We start from the raw sequence: 16,157 nt of genomic DNA, 5'->3' as shown, positions 1-16,157 counted from the left end.
TGTTACCAGGAGTGGACGGTGAAGGCGGGCGCCGAGGCGCTGTAGAGCTCGTCGACGGCCCGTATCTCGAACCGCGCCGAGCGCTCGCCTCCTTCCGGCTTCAGTGCGGGAACGAAGAAGGCATTCCCGCACGTTCCCCCGAGGAAGCGGCGGCTTCCTCCGGGCAGCACCCGGTGCAGCTCGTAGTGGCGGACCGGCCCGGGGGCCCGGCGCCACGCGAAGCGCAGCGAGGTGCCCTCGGCGCCGCTCGCCGAGCCGGTGACGCGCAGCCGGGCCGGCGCGGCCGGGGCCGTGGCGCCCGACTCGCGCACCGCGAGCGCGCCCAGGCGCCACCGGGCGCGCCCCTTTGCGGTGAGCCGGACACCGAGCGAACGGGCGGTCCCGGCGAGGCCGTTCAGCCGCAAGGACGCGGTGGTCCAGCCGGCCCGGCCCGCCCGCAGCCGCCCCGCCGGGACATAGGTGTACGGGACGGGGTCACCGGGCCGCGTGGGCTCGCGCAGGGCGACCGCGAGCTCGACCGTGACCGCGCCCTCGTCGGCCCGGTGGGTGAGCTCGACGACCGTGGACGGGGACAGCGGCAGCCGGGTCGCGTAGAGCTCGACCGTGGCGGGGGCGTCGAAGTCCCCGTCGACCAGCAGGCTGGACCCGCCGCGCCAGGCGTCGTCGAAGTCGAAGGAGACGGCCGGCCGCCGCCCGGCCGAGCGGACCACCCACCGCCGGCCCGGGAGCCGGTCCTGGAGCCCCAGATGGTTCCACTCGGCGCCCGAGGCGACCCGGCCGCGCTCGTACCAGCGCAGCCCGTGCCCGGTGTTGAAGGAGGTCGCGAACGGCAGCCGGTCGACCGTGGAGCGGTCGGCCACCACGGTCGCCGGTGCGCGCCAGCCGTCCGTGTCGGGCTGCGAGGGGTCGAGCGAACGGCCGGTCCAGAACCGGTCGTCGGCCGCGTGGAACTGCCCCGGGGTGCGCCCCTCGGGCAGGTGGCCACGGGTCCACTCGGGCCGGTAGAGCCCGTACGAGACCACGTGCGCCCGGTCCCTGGGGACGATGGCGTCCCAGTCCACCGAGCTGTCCCAGCCATGGGCCTCGACGTCGACGCCCGCCCACAGCTCGTACCGGTCCCGCCCGAGCCGCTCGGCCAGCTCACCCGAGGCGCGGAGGGAGGCGGGCGACCAGCGGAAGTCCACGAACATCGCGTCGGCGCCGCGGAAGAAGTCCTGGTTGCGGCCGTTGAGCGCGCCCTGCCACCCCACCGAGCCGTCCACGGCCATGGCGTCGTACCAGGTGATCCGCAGCCCCGCGGCCGCGCCGCGCCTCTTCAGCTCGCGTACGAAGGCGAGCATGTCGGCGCCGAGGGCCGCGTCCCCGCCGTCGGTCTCGGCGTTCACGAACCACCCGTCGAAGCCGTACGCGGTGGCGACCTCCACCAGCTTGGCGGCGAGCGGGAATTGGCCGAGCGCGTCGCGCCGTACGAGGTCACGGGTCCACCGCAGGTCGCCGCCCCAGGCGGTCGGCGGCAGGAAGACCGTGCCGAGCACGGGCACGCCGTTGCGGTGGGCGGCGTCCACGACCGGCGCGTTCGGGGCCAGGATCAGCCCCTCCCCCGCCGACCCGCCCCAGAAGACCAGCTCGTCGAGGTAGGCCCAGTGGCTGAGCGCGTAGTAGTCGGCGGTGGCCGCGCCCTGGGACGGGTTGCCCGCGGTGTGCTCGAACGAGACCAGCGCCTGGATACGGGCCTGCCCGCGGCGGGCGGTCCGGTTCACCGGCACCGGCGCGAACCGCCGGGCGAGCGGCACGGAGGCGGTGTTGAACGCGAGGTCGACGTCGTCCTCGGCCCGCCACTCCTTCAGGCTGCGCCAGGTGATCCCGGGCCCGGGAGTACCGGAGGGGAGGGAGTCGGGGTACCAGTAGGAGGCATACGGCTGGAGGTCGACGGATGGGCTCGCGGCGGCGCGGGCGTCAACCGAGGGGAGAGCGGTAACGACCGCCGCCCCCACACCGGTGAGGACAACTGCACGACGGCTGGGATGCGAAGGCATGAGGTGATCCCCGTTTCGGGTCGAGTAGACGAATGGCCGCGCCCTCAGGGGCGCGGGGAACTGCGCGACCAGCCACCCACGGTCCGCAGCCGAACAGCCAGCACCGGACCGGCTCAGCGCACCGCCACCGGCTCCACCACCTCCTCGATCCCCCGCATCGCCAGGTGCGCCTCGTCCCCGGCCCGCCCCGCGAGAACCGCGGTCGGCCGCACCCCGTCCGCCACCAGCCGGGCGTAGGCCTCGAACACCGGCCCCCCGGGCGCACACACGGACCGGCCCGGCGCCAGGACCTCGTCCCCCACGTCCACGACGAGCGCGGTGGTCCGGGGCGCGGGCGCATGGACAGCGCCCCGCCACGACTCCGCGATCCGGGCCACCACGGCCCCCGCCGGCTTGACCCGCCCGTCACTGGTCAACAGCCCCAGGCTGTACTCCAGTTCGGGAAAATCGGCCAGCGAACGGTCCACGTCGTGGGAGCACCACCACGTGACCCCCCACAAGTCCGGGCAGTCCAGCGCGTTCACCACCGTCGCCTCGGTGAACGCGGCCGCGTGCTCGGCGGGTATCAGCGGGGCGGGCGCCCCGACCTCCTGGAGCCACACCGGCCGGCGCGGGTCGTGGGCCCAGGCCTTCGACAGCTCCACGAGGTACGCGGCGTGGTGCTCGGTGGCCGTGCCGGTGCGCCCGTGCGCCTGGGCCGTGCCGTTGAACACCCAGGAGTGCACGGTGGTCATGGCGCCGAGCCGGGCCGCGTGCGCGGGCGTGAAGGGCTGGTCGTCCTGGTACCAGGCGGCGTCGTACTCGGCGTGCACATGGGGTTTGCCGGGGGCGCCCTCCTCGCACGCGGCGAGCATCCGGTCCAGCCACGCCCCGGCCTGCGCGGGCGTGATCCGGTCGGGGTCGGGGTGCGGTCCGGCCGCGAACTGGTTGATCTCGTTGCCGAGCGTCATCCCGATGAAGTTGGGCCGGTCCGCGAGCGCCCCGGCGAGGGTGCGCAGCAGCGCCGCCTGCCCGTCGAGGACGTCGGGGTCGGTGAAGAGGTTGCGCCGGTGCCAGGTCTGGGTCCAGGCGGGCAGGAAGTCGAAGCTCGACAGATGCCCCTGGAGGCCGTCGACGTTGACGTCCAGGCCGCGTTCGCCCGCCGCGTCGGCGAGCTGGACCAGCTGCTCGACCGCGCGCGGCCGGATCAGGGTGCGGTTGGGCTGGAAGTACGGCCACACCGGGAAGACCCGGATGTGGTCGAGGCCGAGCCCCGCGATCGCGTCGAGATCGGCGCGTACGGCGTCGAGGTCGAAGTCGAGCCAGTGGTGGAACCACCCCTGGCCGGGGGTGTAGTTGGCGCCGAAGCGCACGGCGGCAGGCATGCGGGCCTGGGGCGAAGGCATACGGGTCCGTTCTGTGGGCGTGCCGCGGATACGGGGGAGGCGGGGCTCAGCCCTTGACGGCTCCCTCGCCGACACCGCGGAAGAAGTAGCGCTGCAGACAGGCGAAGAGCGCGATGAGCGGGGCGACGGCGATGACCGTGCCGGCCGCGACGAGCCGTTCGTCGTTGGCGAAGGTGCCGTGCAGATAGTTCAGGCCGATGGTGAGGGTGAAGCGGTCCGGGTCGCTGAGGACGATCAGCGGCCACAGGAAGTCGTCCCAGGCGCCCATGAAGGCGAAGATGGCGACCACCGCGAGGGTGCCCCGGACGGCGGGCAGCGCGATCCGCAGATAGCGCTGCCAGGCGTTGGCCCCGTCGACGTACGCCGCCTCCTCGATCTCGTACGGGAGGTTGAGGAAGGCGTTGCGCATCAGCAGCACGTTCATCGCGCCGATGGAGCCGGGCAGCAGGACCGCGATCAGGGTGTTGTTGAGACCGAGGTCCCGCATGGTGGTGAACTGGGCGATGATGATGCCCTCGACGGGGACCAGCATGGCGAGGATGAACGCGAGGGTGGCCGCCCGCCGGCCCGAGAAGCGCATCCGGGCCAGCGCGTATCCGGCGAGCGAGGCGCCGACGCAGTTGGTGACGACGTTGGCGGCGGCGACCTTGAGCGAGTTCAGGGCGTAGTCCCAGACCGGGATGGTGTCGGCCACGCGCGTGTAGTTGTCGAAGGTCGGGTGCCCGGGCAGGAACGTGGGCGGGGAGCTGAAGATGTCCTCGTGCGGGCCCTTGAGCGAGGTGGACAGCTGCCACAGGAACGGGCCGACGGTGAGGGCCAGGACCACCAGGAGCAGGGTGTAGCGCAGCAGGAGCTGCCAGAGCGGGACGCGCCGCCCCTCGGCGTCGGTGACCCCGGCCCGGCGGCGCACGGCGGGTGCGCCCTTGGTGCCGGACCCGGCATCGGTGTCGGTCCTCACGCGTCCTCCCTCCGGTCCGCCCGCAGGACGAGCAGCATCAGTGCCACGGTGACGACGAAGACGACCACGGAGATCGCCGAGGCGTAGCCGACCCGGCCGGTGAGGCCGGTGCCGACGCGCTGGACGAGCATCACCAGCGTGGTGTCCTCGCCCGCAGGGCCGCCGGCGGGGCCCGCCATCAGATAGACCTCGGAGAAGACCTTGAAGGCCGAGACCGAGGAGAGGGCGGCGACCAGGACCATGGTGGAGCGGACGGCGGGCACGGTGACGGTGAAGAAGCGGCGCACTGCCCCGGCCCCGTCGACGGCCGCGGCCTCGTGCAGCTCGCGCGGCACATTGGCCAGCGCCGCCAGATAAATGATCATGTAGTAGCCGAGGCCCTTCCAGACCGTGACCGCCATCGCGCTGCCCAGCAGCAGCCACTGGTCGCTGAGGAAGCCGACCTTGCCGACGCCCACCGCCTCCAGGACCGAGTTGATCAGCCCCCGGTCGTCGAGCATCCACACCCAGATGAGGCCGACCACCACGATGGAGGCCACCACCGGGGTGTAGAAGGCGGCCCGGAAGAAGGCGATGCCGGGGATGTGCCGCTGGACGAGCAGGGCGAGCAGCAGCGGCAGGACCACCAGGGCCGGGACGACGCCGAGCACGTACAGCGTGCTGTTGCGCAACCCGGTCCAGAACATGTCGTCGTGCCACAGCTCACGGAAGTTGGCGAGGCCCACGTAGTGGCCGGGCACCAGGGTGCGGCGGTCGGTGAAGGCGTTCAGCACGGTGCTGACGAACGGGTAGAGGCTGAACACGCCGACGACGAGCAGTCCGGGCGCCGCGAACAGCCAGGGGCTGGAGGGCAGATGGCGGCGGATGCGGCGGCCGGCCCGCGGCGGCCCGGAGCGGGGGCTCCGGGCCGCCGGGGCGGCGAGGGGGGCGGACGGGTCCGCAGTGGAGGCGGCGGGGCTGTTCACGGACGGCTCAGCTCTGCTTCAGCAGCTGGTCGCAGGCCTTGACAGCGTTGTCAAGCGCTTCCTTGGGGCTCTCCTTGCCCTGGAGCGCCTTGGCCACCTCGTTGCGCAGCGCGACCTTCATCTGCTCGCTGAACAGCACCGGCGTGTAGTTCACCGCGGTCTTCAGGGACTTGGCGGCGGCGATCCGCACCCGGGTCTCGTCGGTGCCGTCCTCCTTGGTGAAGTACGGGTCGTCGAGCGAGCCCGCGGTACTGGGGAAGATGGCGACCTTCTTGGCGAACTCCATCTGGCGGGTCGCGTCGGTCACGAAGTGCGCGAAGGCGACCGCGGCGGGCTTCTGCCCGGACTTGGAGTTGACCATGACGCCCATGACGTACATGTTCGCCTTGCCGGTGCTGGAGATCTGGTCGGTGATCCCGATGTTCTTGTAGAGCGTCGGGGCCTGCTTCTTGAAGTTGGCGAGGTCGAGGGCGCTGCCGGGGTTCATGGAGACGGACTCGGTGAGGAACTTGTGGCCGGTCGACTCGGGGGTGGCGGTCAGCGCCTGCGGGTCGAGCGCCTTGGCGTCGTACAACTCCTTGTACCTGGTGAGCAGTTCGACGCCCTTGGCGTCGTTGAAGGCGAAGCCGTCGCCGCTTTTGCTCATCTGTCCGGCGCCGTAGCGGCCGAAGTCCTCGATGGTCGGGACGTTCGCGAAGGTGGCGATCTTCCCGTTGCTCTGCCGCGCCATCCTCAGCCCGTCCGCGAAGACCTCCTCGTACGTCTTCGGGGGCTTCTCCGCGTCCAGACCCGCGTCCTTGAACAGCCGCTTGTTGTAGAACAGCGGGCCGGTGTTGAGGTACCAGGGGAAGGCGTACGTGCCCTGCATGCCCGGTATGCGGTGGCTCTCCCACGCGCCGGGCAGATACTCCTTGCGGTAGTCGGCCGCCGCCTTGTCGAGGTCGAGCGCGAGACCGGCCTTGGCGAGCGGGGCCACCAGGTCGGGCGAGACGTTGACGACGTCGGGCAGGGTGCCGCCGGCGGCGTCCGCGCTGATCTTGTCGGCGTAGCCCTCGGCGGGCCGGTCGACCCACTTCACCTCGGTGCCGGGGTACTTCTTGCGGAAGTCCGCGATCACGCCGTTGAAGTAGTCCTTGAAGTTCGCCTGGAGGTTCCAGGTCTGGAAGGTGATCTTCCCTTCGACCTTGCCGGACGCGTCGGAGGAGCCCGGGTCGGAGTCGCTGGAGCAGGCGCTCAGCGGCAGGACGGCGGCGAGGACGGCGGCAGCGGCGAGTGCCCTGCGGGGGATGCGCACGGTGTACGGCTCCTTTGCTCGGACCAGACGTGCGGACGGCGGAGTCCCGGCCCCGCAGCGCATCCAAGGGCCGTCCCCCGGAAAGACGCGGTACCGGTCGCTCACATCGGCAGACTGTGCGGTGCGAATCTTCAAAAAGTCAATAGGCGGCCGTAGTTGGATGACATCAGCCCAGTTCAGCAGCGTGTGGCTGGACAGTTGCGGCGATCCACTAATGCGCTTTAGAGTCAGAGCGCTCAAGCGCATTAGTACGCTGGGGCATTCACCGGCCGCAGATCGGCCGGAACCAGCGGAAAGGGGCTCGGGTGACGGACAGCCCGCCGTCCGGCAAGGACACGCAGGCGGCCCGGCGCGCTCCGGCGCGCCGCCCGACGATGAAGGACATCGCCCAGCGGGCCGGGGTCTCCGAGAGCGCGGTGTCGTTCGCGCTCAACGACCGCCCCGGCGTCTCGGAGATCACCCGGGACCGGGTCCGCCGGGTCGCCGAGCAGCTGGGCTGGCGGCCGAGCACGGCGGCCCGGGCGCTGTCCGGCGAGGGGGCGGCCACGGTCGGCCTGGTGGTGGCGCGCCCGGCGGCGACGCTGGGGGTGGACTCGTTCTTCCTCCAGCTGATCTCCGGTATCCAGGAGGTGCTGGCCGAGCGCCAACTCGGCCTGCTCTTCCAGGTGGTGGAGGACGTGGCGGCGGAGTGCGCGGTCTACCGGCGGTGGTGGGCCGAGCACCGGGTGGACGGGGTCCTGGTGGTGGACCCGCGCACCGACGACCCGCGCCCGGGGCTGCTCGACGAGCTGGGGCTGCCGGGAGTCGTCATCGGCGGCCTCGCGGACACCCACCCCAACCTGTCGCAGGTGCGCGCCGACGACACCGGGGCGATGGCGGCGGTCGTCGGCAGGCTCTACGAGCTGGGCCACCGCTCGGTCGTGCACATCGCGGGGCTGGACTCGCTGGCCCACACCGACCGCCGTATCCGCTCGCTGCGCGCCGAGGCCGCGCGGCACGGGCTCACCCAGGTGCGCTCGGTGACCACGGACTACTCCGACACCGAGGGCGCCGCGGTGACCCGCCGGGTGCTCGGCGCCCGGGCGGCGCCGACCGCGCTGGTCTACGACAACGACGTGATGGCGGCCGCGGGCGCCGCCGTGGTGGCGGGGCTCGGCCTCTCGGTGCCCAGGGACGTCTCGATCGTGTCGTGGGAGGACTCGGTGCTGTGCCGGATGGTCCACCCGTGGCTCACCGCGCTCTCCCGGGACACCATCGCCTTCGGGCGCCTCGCCGCGCGGGAGCTGACCGCGCTGCTCGACGGCGGCGCCGCCCGCTCGGTCCCGATGCCGCTGCCCCGGCTGATCGAACGGGAGAGCACCGCTCCCCCACCGCCGCTCACCGGGGCCTGAGCAGCAGCAGCGCCACGTCGTCGGTGCGCCCCTGGGTCTCCTGGACATGCCGTACGAGACGGTCGGCGACCTCTTCCAGAGGGCGGCCGCCGAACTCGGCGAGCCGGTCGGCGACCGCGGCCACCGACTCGTCGAGGTCGACGCCCGCCACCTCGACGAGTCCGTCGGTGTACAGGGCCAGCACCGATCCGGGCGGCAGCGGCACCTCGGTGGTCGGGTAGACGGCGTCGGCCTCGATGCCCAGCAGCGGGCCGCCCGCGAGATCCAGCGGGCGCACTCGGCCTTCCGGGGCCATGAGCAGCGGCTGGGGGTGCCCGGCGCGGGCCAGCAGGGCGCGGCCGCGGGCGGTGTCCAGACGCAGATAGATGCAGCTGGCGAAGCGCTCGGCGGCGAGGTCGACCAGGAGCCGGTTGGTGGACTCCATAACCCGACCGGGGGTCTGGCCGACGGCCGTGTACGCGCGTACGGCGGTACGGACCTGGCCCATCAGGCCGGCCGCGGTGACGTTGTGGCCCTGGACGTCCCCGATCACCGCGGCGGCCTCGGTGCCGACCGGCAGCAGGTCGTAGAAGTCGCCGCCGATGTCCATGCCCTGGGTGCCCGGCAGATAGCGCGCGGCCACCTCCAGGCCGGGCAGCTCCGGCAGGGTGTGCGGCAGCAGGGCCTCCTGGAGGCCGTGGGCCAGCCGGTGCTTGGCGTCGTAGAGCAGCGCGCGCTCCAGGGCCTGGGCGATCAGTCCGCCCACGCTGGTCAGCACCGCGCGCTCCTCGGCCGTGAAGGTGCGCTCCTCGGCGTAGCCGAGCACACAGGTGCCCACCGGGCGGCCGGAGGCGACCAGCGGCAGATAGGCCCAGGCCGCCATGCCGTCGGGGGTCGCGAAGCGGGCCGGGTAGAGCCGCTCCAGCTGCCCGCGCGACTCGAAGAACCCCGGTACGCCGGTGAGCAGGGCGCGCACGCCCGGCGTGTGGGCGGTCAGCGGCATCCCGTCGAACCGGTCCACCACCGCGGGGTCCTCGTAGCCGCGCTGCCCGAGGACGTGCAGCCGCCCGCCGGAGGAGCCGAGCATCACCAGGGTCCGGCTGCCCACGGCCGGCATGATCTCGTCGGCCACCAGGTCGACCACGTCCTGTACGCCTACGGCCTCGGTCAGGGCGCTGGCCAGGCTCAGCACGTGCGAGATGGTCACCAGCCGCCCCGGCCCCTCCCCGTCGTCGCGCGGCGGACGGCCGCCACGGGGTGTGGCGCGGGCCCGGGTGATGCGCACGGTGAGCCCGGTGGTGCTCGGGTAGAGCCGGAAGGAGAGCCAGTCGCCGGGCGGGCGCAGCGCCACGAACGAGGTGATCTGCTGGCTGAGCAGCGCCGCCCGGTAGCGGTCCTCATACATCGGGTCGTTCAGCCACGGCAGGGTCAGCCACGGCGGGGTGCCCAGCAGCCGGTCCACCGGGACGCCGAGCAGGTCGGCCGCCGCCTGGTTGGCGTACTCGACCCGCCCGTCGATGTCGAGCGCGCACAGCCCGTACGGCAGGCGTGCGGCCATCCGGGCGGCCTCGGCGGCGCGGACCTCGCCCGGGGGCGGCTCCACCGGGCGTACGCCGGAGACCGGCCGCACCGGGCGGCCCTGCCCCGCGGCCCACTCCATGTACTCGGCGAGCCGGTCGCAGGCGGCGGTGAGCCGCTCGCGCTCGGTGCGGGAGAGGTCGGAGGGGTGCGAGCCGGGCCAGGTGGTGTAGACGGCGCCGTAGACCGTGTCGGCGGTGGCCACCGGGAGCGCGGCCAGGGCGAACGGGTAGGGCAGCACGACGGCGATCCGGGGGTAGCGGCCCGCCATCTCCTCCTCGCCGCCGACCCAGACGAGCCGCCGCTCGCGGACGGCGTCGGCGACCGGGATGGGGGCGGCGAGCCCGACCCGCTCCCAGGGCGCGGCGAACACCCTGGGCAGCCCCGCTATCGCGGCCATGACCAGGACGTTCTCCCCGGGATCGAACACATAGACGGCGCCGGAGTGCGCCTGGACGTCGTCCAGCAGCCCGGTCAGCACCCGGGAGAGGACCGCCTGGTGCGGGGGCGCGCGGTCGGGCGGCGGGCCGGGCGCATCCCGGTCGGGCACGGCGGACCACCTCCTCCACGGCCGCGCGTGGACACCTCTGGGGATCCAGGCTGCCCGCTGGCGGCCGTCCCCGCACGGCGAGCGGGCCGGGCGGCGGGGGCGGGCAGGCGCGGCGGGAGCCGACCGGGGGACAGCGCTGCCCGGCCGACGGCGATTCGCGCGGAAGATCCCTAAACCTCCGCTATAAATCGGACGAAATAACTGACGGATCGTCTGATCGCGAAAGGGGACTCCATGCGCGCCACACGCCCCGGTGAAGAGCACAGCAGCCCTTGTGCGAAAGGCGGTTGAACTTCGTCCGGGCCAACTACTTCTGGCCTGCTGCCTCGTTCACTCATCAGTGAGAGTCACTTCATGTGGGCAGCGTGTGACGTATCAGCGCAAGTCATGTCCACACCATCTAATTTTCGACGCACCTTCCCACCCACGAAGGAAGCCTCATGCGCCGAACCACCCTCGCCGCCGCGCTGTCAGCCGCCGTCGCCCTGACCGCCGCGGTCGCCATGCCGACTGCCGAGGCCGCCCCCCACGGTGCCCTCCGCCCCGCTCTCGACGCGCCCGCCAAGCCGTACACGCCGCCGCTGCCGACCACCGCTCCGCCGGTGACCCGGACCCTGAGCCCCGGGGTCACGCTCACCACGTACACCTTCGGCAGGAAGAACGCCGACGACTTCTGGACCGTGCACGTGTTCCTGCCGGCCGAGCCCGATGGCCGGATCAGCAGGGCCACGACCGAGCTGGGGCCCAAGGACACGGCGGACCGGGTCGCGCAGGCCCTGCGCGAGAAGGGGTTCGCGCCCCGGGTCGAAGAGGTCCGCTCGCCCGCGTACGCCGACCTCGCGGCGGGCACGCTGGGCTGGACGGTCCGGCTGGGCGGCTACGCCGAGCGGCCCGACGCGGCCGCGGAGCTGGCCAGGGTGAAGGCCGCCGGGTTCACCGGTGACACGCGCTACACCGCGCAGGACGGCACGGACTACCAGGCCCCGCAGAAGGTCAACGTCATCAGAGTCGACTTCAGCCGGTTCCACGGCAGGGTGGGCACCGAGTTCGGGCCCACCCTGCACGGCACCGAGCCGGCCACCGACCTCGTGGCCCGCGCGCACGCGGTCGCGGGCGTCAACGGCCAGTGGTTCTACAACGACGCCCCCGGCGGGTTCTACGTCAAGGACGGCAAGGTGCTCGCCTCGGCGACCCAGGGCCGGGGGGCGATCATCCTCAACGACGGCGGGCGGAGCGTCCGCGTCGACACCATCAAGGCCCACATCTCGCTCCAGACGCCGGGCGGCGCCGTCCAGGAGATCGACGGCGTCAACCGGTTCCCCGGCGACGTGTGGAACTGCGGCGGGGTCGGCGGCGACACCCCCACCGAGCAGCCGCAGCACGACTTCGAGTGCACCGACCCCAGCGAGCTGGTGCGGTTCACCCCCGAGTGGGGCACCCCGCCGACCGGCGCGGGCGCGGAGGCGGTCCTCGACGCCGCCGACCGGGTGGTCGAGGTGAACTCCTCGCGCGGCGCCGAGGTCCCGCCCGGCGGCTCCACCGTCCAGGCCATCGGGGACAGCGCCCAGTGGCTGCTCGACCATGTGCACGAGGGCGACCAGCTCGGTATCCGCACCCGCGTCAGCGACGGCTACGGCCGCCCGGTCGCGCTCACCCCGGACACCACGATCATGCAGGTCGGCCCCACCCTGGTACGCCACGGCAAGGTGTCGGTGAACGCGCTCGGGGACGGGATCATCCGGTTCGGCACCGACCAGTCCTTCACCTACGACTGGACCAACCGGTCCAACCCCCGCTCGATGATGGGCGTGGACGACCGGGGCCGGCTGATGCTGGCCGTCGTCGACGGCCGCCAGGCGGGCTACAGCGAGGGGCTGAGCATCGCGCGCACCGCCGAGCTGATGCGCCAGCTCGGCGCCCGAGAGGCGCTCAACCTCGACGGCGGCGGCTCCAGCGTGATGGTCACGGCGGCCGACGGCGTCATCAACCGCCCGTCGGACTCCTCGGGCGAGCGCTCGCTCGGCGACGCCTGGGTCATCAAGCCCTGAGGGCCCGTCCGCGTCGGCGCGGAACTCTCCGGCCCGTGCTCCGGTACGGGCCGGTCAGTCCTCCGGGGGCTCCTCCGGCGGTACCACCGGCCGCCCGGCCGGCAGGGCCGCCGCCGCGTCCTGCGCCCCCTCGGGGACGAACTCGCACCACACCGCCTTGCCGTCGCCCCGGGGCTCCACACCCCAGCGGGCCGACACCGCCTCGATGAGCATCAGCCCGCGCCCGGAGGTGGCCGCCTCGCCGGGGGTGCGGCGGCGCGGGCGGACGCTGGAGCGGTCCTTGACCCACAGCCGCACCCGCCGCACCGGCTCGGGCAGCACCTCCAGGGTGAGGACGGCGCCGCCCTCGGTGTGCAGCAGGACGTTGCCGAGCAGCTCGCCCGCCGCCAGCTCCACGTCGTCGACGAGCTCCCCGAAGCCCCAGTCCTCCAGGGCCCGGCGCAGCGCCACCCGGGACTCGGCCAGGCCCTCGGGGTCGGCCTGGTGGATGTACTGGTGGATCCGGGGGGCCTGCGGGGTGCCCGGGTCGGGGGCCCGGCGCAGCACCAGCAGGGCCACGTCGTCACCGGTGCCCCAGCGCTCCCAGAGGCTGTCGGAGAGGTGGTCGGCGAGCGCGTCGGCGCCCTCGGGGCCGCTGCGGACGGCCGCCGCCAGGGAGTCCATCCCGGCCGTGATGTCCAGGCCGGGCTCCTCCACCAGCCCGTCGGTGCACATCACCATCGTCTCGCCGGGCACCAGGTCGAGCCGGGTCTCGGGGAAGTCCTCGTCGTCGAACTCGCTGGCGAGCCCGAGCGGGAGCCCGCCGCGCAGATTGGGGCGGCCCACCCGGCCGTCGGTGTGCCGGATGAACGGCCCCAGATGGCCCGCGCGGACGGCCCGTACGCCGCCGGAGACCAGGTCCACCTGGGCGTACGTACAGGTCGCGAAGCGCTCGGTGTCGAGTTCGGCGAGGAAGCGGGAGGCGCGGGCGAGCACCGTGGCGGGCGGGTGGCCCTCCCCCGCGTAGGCACGGATCGCGATCCGCAGCTGGCCCATGATCGCAGCGGCGTGGGTGTCATGGCCCTGGACGTCGCCGACCACCACCCCGACCCGGCCCCGGGGCAGCGGGATCACGTCGTACCAGTCGCCGCCGACCTCCCGGCCGCCCCAGGCCGCGTGGTAGCGCACGGCGATCTCGGCGCCGGCGACCTCGGGCACGTGCCGGGGCAGCATCGACGCCTGGAGGCCGGTGGCGAACTCGCGCTCCTGGTCGAAGAGGATGGCGCGCTGGAGCGACTGGGCGACGATGCCCGCCAGGCCCAGGCACAGATTGCGGTCCTCGGCCGAGAAGTCGCTGCGGCCCCGGAAGAAGAGCGCCAGGCCGCCGACCGGGCGGGCCTGGGCGATCAGCGGCAGGAAGGCCGCCGCGTCCAGCTCCAGGCGCTGGATGTACGGGGCCAGCCGGGGAAAGGTGTGACCCAGTTCGCCCAGTGAGGTGACGAACCGGGGCTGGCCGGTCAGCACCGCCTCGGCGAGCGGCAGCGAGTCGTCCAGGCGGTACAGCTTCAGCTCGTCCAGCGCCTCCATCGAGTCGCCCGCCAGCGCGATGACCTTGAGCGCGCCGCCCTCCACCAGGCCCAGCAGGAGGCCGTCGGCGCCGAACCGCTCCCTGCCGTCGCTGCCGGTGAGGACCGCGGCGACGTCGTCGACGGTGACCGCCCTGGAGAGGGCCTCGGTGGTCCCCTGCACCATGCCGGTGATCCGTCTGCGGCCCGCCTCCAGCGGGCTGATCACGGTGAACTCGGTGAGCTCGGTGGAGGCGTTGCGGACGATCCCGAGGACGCGGTAGGCGTTGCCCCGCCCGTCCCGCAGGATCCGGCCGCGCACATGGGTCCACTGGCGGTGGCCGTTGCGCCGCCGCACCTGGAAGTAGCCGCCGTACGAGGAGCGGCCGGTCCGCATGGCCTCCTTGATCACCCCGTTGATCCGCATGCCCTCCTCGGGCGGCACCCGGGAGACCAGCGAGTCCGGGTTCCCGTCGTACTCGTCGGGCCGCAGGTCGAAGACGGCCAGACCGGCGTCATCGAACGCAAGGGTGTTGTGCTCCAGGTCCCAGTCGAAGCTGCCCATGCGGTTGAGGGCCAGCCTCTCGCCCGGCCCGATCTCCCGTCGGTCGCGTCCAGCCACTGCGTCAGCTTAACTTCGCGGGTTTTTCCTCCGCATCACGGCGTCGCGCCCGCCGGACGGGCCCGTGTCGCACCGCCGGCCCGCGGTCACCCGTTCGGCCGCGCCCGGCGGGCGGCGGGGGCGGGGTTGTGCCGCAGCACCGCGTCGATCAGCCCCGGGGCCGCGTCGGGGAAGTCCATGGGCACGATGCCGAGCCCGGTCCTGCCCGCCAGGGCCGGGCCGTCCAGGAAGCCGCGCACCTGCGGGTTGAGCCGGGCGGCGTTCCACTCGGGGGGCAGCCCGGCCGCGGTGCTGACGTAGTTGACGTACAGCTTGCCGGGCTGGTCGGCGGCCTTGCGGAACTGGGCCTCGACCTTGGGGTACTTGCCGAAGGGCTCGGCGTTGTAGTCGTCCTGGATGTCGAAGAGCGCCGGGTCGCCGTAGCGGACGCCGGGCAGTCCGCCGTTGTCGGCGAGCAGCACCACCCGGCCCCGGGCCGCGCCGAGGGCGGGCAGCGCGGGGTCGAGGCGGAAGAGCGGGCGCCAGCCCTTCTGGTCGAGGTAGATGTCGAAGATCCGGCGGAACTCCGCGTCGCTCGCCGTCGAGTACTCCTGCTTGACCCGCATCAGCACGGTCTCGCCCGGGTGGGCGGCGAGGAAGTCCCGGCAGGCGATCAACACATCGCCGAACATCAGGTTCTGGTAGAAGGCGGCGTGGTGGATGGCGAAGGCGTCGCCGGTGGCCCGGCACCGTACGTCGAGGAACCGGATCCCGGCGGTCAACTGCGCGGCGACCAGCGCGCTCTGGCACTTCACCCACAGGCCGCCGAACCGGGCGCCGGTGTTGTGGGTGCCGGGGATCGTCAGCTGCCGCAGGTCGGTGGAGGCGGCGAGGCCCGCCATCCAGTCGCCGGTGCCCACCGCGCGCGCCGCGGCGGGCGCGGCGCCCGGGTACGCCAGGAGTCCCGCGGCCGGAAGCACGGCCGCCCCTCTGAGAAAGCCCCGCCGGTCCATCCCCACGCTCCCCCTGCCGCTCGGTCGTCGCCGGTGCATGGAAGCACAGCGGGCCGCAGGAGAACAGGCGTCGTACGGAAGGGATCACCGCCGGGCAGCCCCGGGCCTCCCGGTCGGCGGCGATGCCGCGCCCAGCGCCCCGGGTGGCCCCGGCCACCACGGCCGCCCGCCCGCGCGGCGCGCCTTGGGGCGGCCCGCCCTCGGGTCCTTCCACGGGCCGGGTCTGCCCGCGCCCGGGCCGCTGATTACCGGTTCGGCCCCGCATTCGACAGGATGGGCGCATGACCGAGATCCACACCCCCCGTCTGCTCCTGCGCCGCTGGGACGAGGACGACCTGCCCGCACTGGCCGAGATCAACGCCGACCCGGACGTGATGCGCTGGACCGGGGACGGCTCGGTCCTCGATCTGGAGGAGACGGCCGACGAGATCGAGCGCTGGGAGGAGGAGTGGGACGAGGAGGGCTTCGGCGTCTTCGCCGTCGAGCTCCTCGGCTCCGGCGAGCTGGCCGGGTTCACCGGTCTCTCGGTGCCCGCGTATCTGCCCGAGGTGCTGCCCGCCGTGGAGGTCTGCTGGCGGCTGGGCCGGCAGTTCTGGGGGCAGGGGTACGCCTCGGAGGCCGCCCACGCCTCGCTGGAGTTCGCCCTCCAGGACCGCGGCCTCGACCGGGTCCTGGCCATCGCGCGCGTGGGCGACACGGCGTCCCACAACGTGATCCGCAAGCTGGGCATGGCCCCGGAGAAGGTCCTGGCCGACCCGCGCCACGGCCATCAGCTGGCGGTGCACTCCATCGACCTCACGGAGTACGCCGGTTAG

The 16,157-nt window shown here is 73.2% G+C and carries 11 protein-coding genes; 3 read left to right on the top strand and 8 right to left on the bottom strand.

Translation table 11 applies throughout. The annotated features are described in order from the left end of the window. Positions 1 to 2: 2 nt before the first annotated feature. The 5 genes from ABD236_RS05455 to ABD236_RS05435 form a co-directional block, all read right to left on the bottom strand. The gene (locus tag ABD236_RS05455; RefSeq protein ID WP_344070700.1) at positions 3 to 2,036 is read right to left on the bottom strand and encodes an endo-beta-N-acetylglucosaminidase; all 2,034 of its coding nucleotides are present in this window, start codon (positions 2,034 to 2,036) and stop codon (positions 3 to 5) included. A gap of 113 nt (positions 2,037 to 2,149) precedes the next feature. Then, positions 2,150 to 3,400 (bottom strand): glycoside hydrolase 5 family protein, encoded by a 1,251-nt coding sequence (locus ABD236_RS05450; RefSeq protein WP_344071214.1) that lies wholly within the window; start codon positions 3,398 to 3,400, stop codon positions 2,150 to 2,152. 67 nt (positions 3,401 to 3,467) lie between these two features. Continuing rightward, positions 3,468 to 4,331 carry a carbohydrate ABC transporter permease gene (locus ABD236_RS05445; RefSeq protein WP_344071212.1) on the bottom strand — a complete coding sequence of 288 codons (864 nt, stop codon included), beginning with the start codon at positions 4,329 to 4,331 and terminating at the stop codon, positions 3,468 to 3,470. Between the two features lie 44 nt (positions 4,332 to 4,375). Continuing rightward, on the bottom strand, positions 4,376 to 5,245 hold the full coding sequence (locus tag ABD236_RS05440; RefSeq protein WP_344071209.1) for a carbohydrate ABC transporter permease: 870 nt from the start codon (positions 5,243 to 5,245) through the stop codon (positions 4,376 to 4,378). 106 nt (positions 5,246 to 5,351) lie between these two features. Then, positions 5,352 to 6,638 (bottom strand): ABC transporter substrate-binding protein, encoded by a 1,287-nt coding sequence (locus ABD236_RS05435; RefSeq protein WP_344070698.1) that lies wholly within the window; start codon positions 6,636 to 6,638, stop codon positions 5,352 to 5,354. 374 nt (positions 6,639 to 7,012) lie between these two features. On the opposite strand from ABD236_RS05435, the gene ABD236_RS05430 reads away from it, so the two are divergent. Further along, the gene (locus ABD236_RS05430) at positions 7,013 to 8,029 is read left to right on the top strand and encodes a LacI family DNA-binding transcriptional regulator (RefSeq protein WP_344071207.1); all 1,017 of its coding nucleotides are present in this window, start codon (positions 7,013 to 7,015) and stop codon (positions 8,027 to 8,029) included. Here the strand turns inward: ABD236_RS05430 and ABD236_RS05425 are convergent. Continuing rightward, entirely contained in the window at positions 8,016 to 10,136 is a 2,121-nt protein-coding gene (locus ABD236_RS05425) for a SpoIIE family protein phosphatase (RefSeq protein WP_344070696.1), read from the bottom strand. The genes ABD236_RS05430 and ABD236_RS05425 overlap by 14 nt on opposite strands. 440 nt (positions 10,137 to 10,576) lie before the next feature. Here ABD236_RS05425 and ABD236_RS05420 point away from each other — a divergent pair, with 440 nt between their 5' ends. Then, on the top strand, positions 10,577 to 12,184 hold the full coding sequence (locus ABD236_RS05420) for a phosphodiester glycosidase family protein (protein ID WP_344070694.1): 1,608 nt from the start codon (positions 10,577 to 10,579) through the stop codon (positions 12,182 to 12,184). Positions 12,185 to 12,238: 54 nt separating this feature from the next. On the opposite strand, the gene ABD236_RS05415 is transcribed toward ABD236_RS05420, so the two are convergent. Beyond that, positions 12,239 to 14,293 carry a SpoIIE family protein phosphatase gene (locus ABD236_RS05415; protein WP_344071206.1) on the bottom strand — a complete coding sequence of 685 codons (2,055 nt, stop codon included), beginning with the start codon at positions 14,291 to 14,293 and terminating at the stop codon, positions 12,239 to 12,241. A 143-nt stretch (positions 14,294 to 14,436) separates the two neighbouring features. After that, the gene (locus ABD236_RS05410; RefSeq protein ID WP_344070692.1) at positions 14,437 to 15,342 is read right to left on the bottom strand and encodes a phosphatidylinositol-specific phospholipase C; all 906 of its coding nucleotides are present in this window, start codon (positions 15,340 to 15,342) and stop codon (positions 14,437 to 14,439) included. Positions 15,343 to 15,623: 281 nt separating this feature from the next. Between ABD236_RS05410 and ABD236_RS05405 the strand changes: the two genes are divergently transcribed. Beyond that, positions 15,624 to 16,157, top strand: coding sequence for a GNAT family N-acetyltransferase (locus ABD236_RS05405; RefSeq protein WP_344070690.1), 534 nt, complete (start codon positions 15,624 to 15,626; stop codon positions 16,155 to 16,157).

The organism is Streptomyces crystallinus (genome assembly GCF_039521265.1).
Lineage (GTDB): Bacteria > Actinomycetota > Actinomycetes > Streptomycetales > Streptomycetaceae > Streptomyces > Streptomyces crystallinus.
The sequence above is the reverse complement of the archived record's forward strand: the minus strand, read 5'-3'. Positions and strand labels throughout refer to the sequence as shown.

Bases quoted from the DNA above. Each gene is read 5' to 3' on its own strand.
- ABD236_RS05455 (WP_344070700.1), bottom strand. From the start codon at position 2,036: ATGCCTTCGCATCCCAGCCGTCGTGCAGTTGTCCTCACCGGTGTGGGG.
- ABD236_RS05450 (WP_344071214.1), bottom strand. From the start codon at position 3,400: ATGCCTGCCGCCGTGCGCTTCGGCGCCAACTACACCCCCGGCCAGGGG.
- ABD236_RS05430 (WP_344071207.1), top strand. From the start codon at position 7,013: ATGAAGGACATCGCCCAGCGGGCCGGGGTCTCCGAGAGCGCGGTGTCG.
- ABD236_RS05420 (WP_344070694.1), top strand. From the start codon at position 10,577: ATGCGCCGAACCACCCTCGCCGCCGCGCTGTCAGCCGCCGTCGCCCTG.
- ABD236_RS05415 (WP_344071206.1), bottom strand. From the start codon at position 14,293: ATGGGCAGCTTCGACTGGGACCTGGAGCACAACACCCTTGCGTTCGAT.
- ABD236_RS05410 (WP_344070692.1), bottom strand. From the start codon at position 15,342: ATGGACCGGCGGGGCTTTCTCAGAGGGGCGGCCGTGCTTCCGGCCGCG.
- ABD236_RS05405 (WP_344070690.1), top strand. From the start codon at position 15,624: ATGACCGAGATCCACACCCCCCGTCTGCTCCTGCGCCGCTGGGACGAG.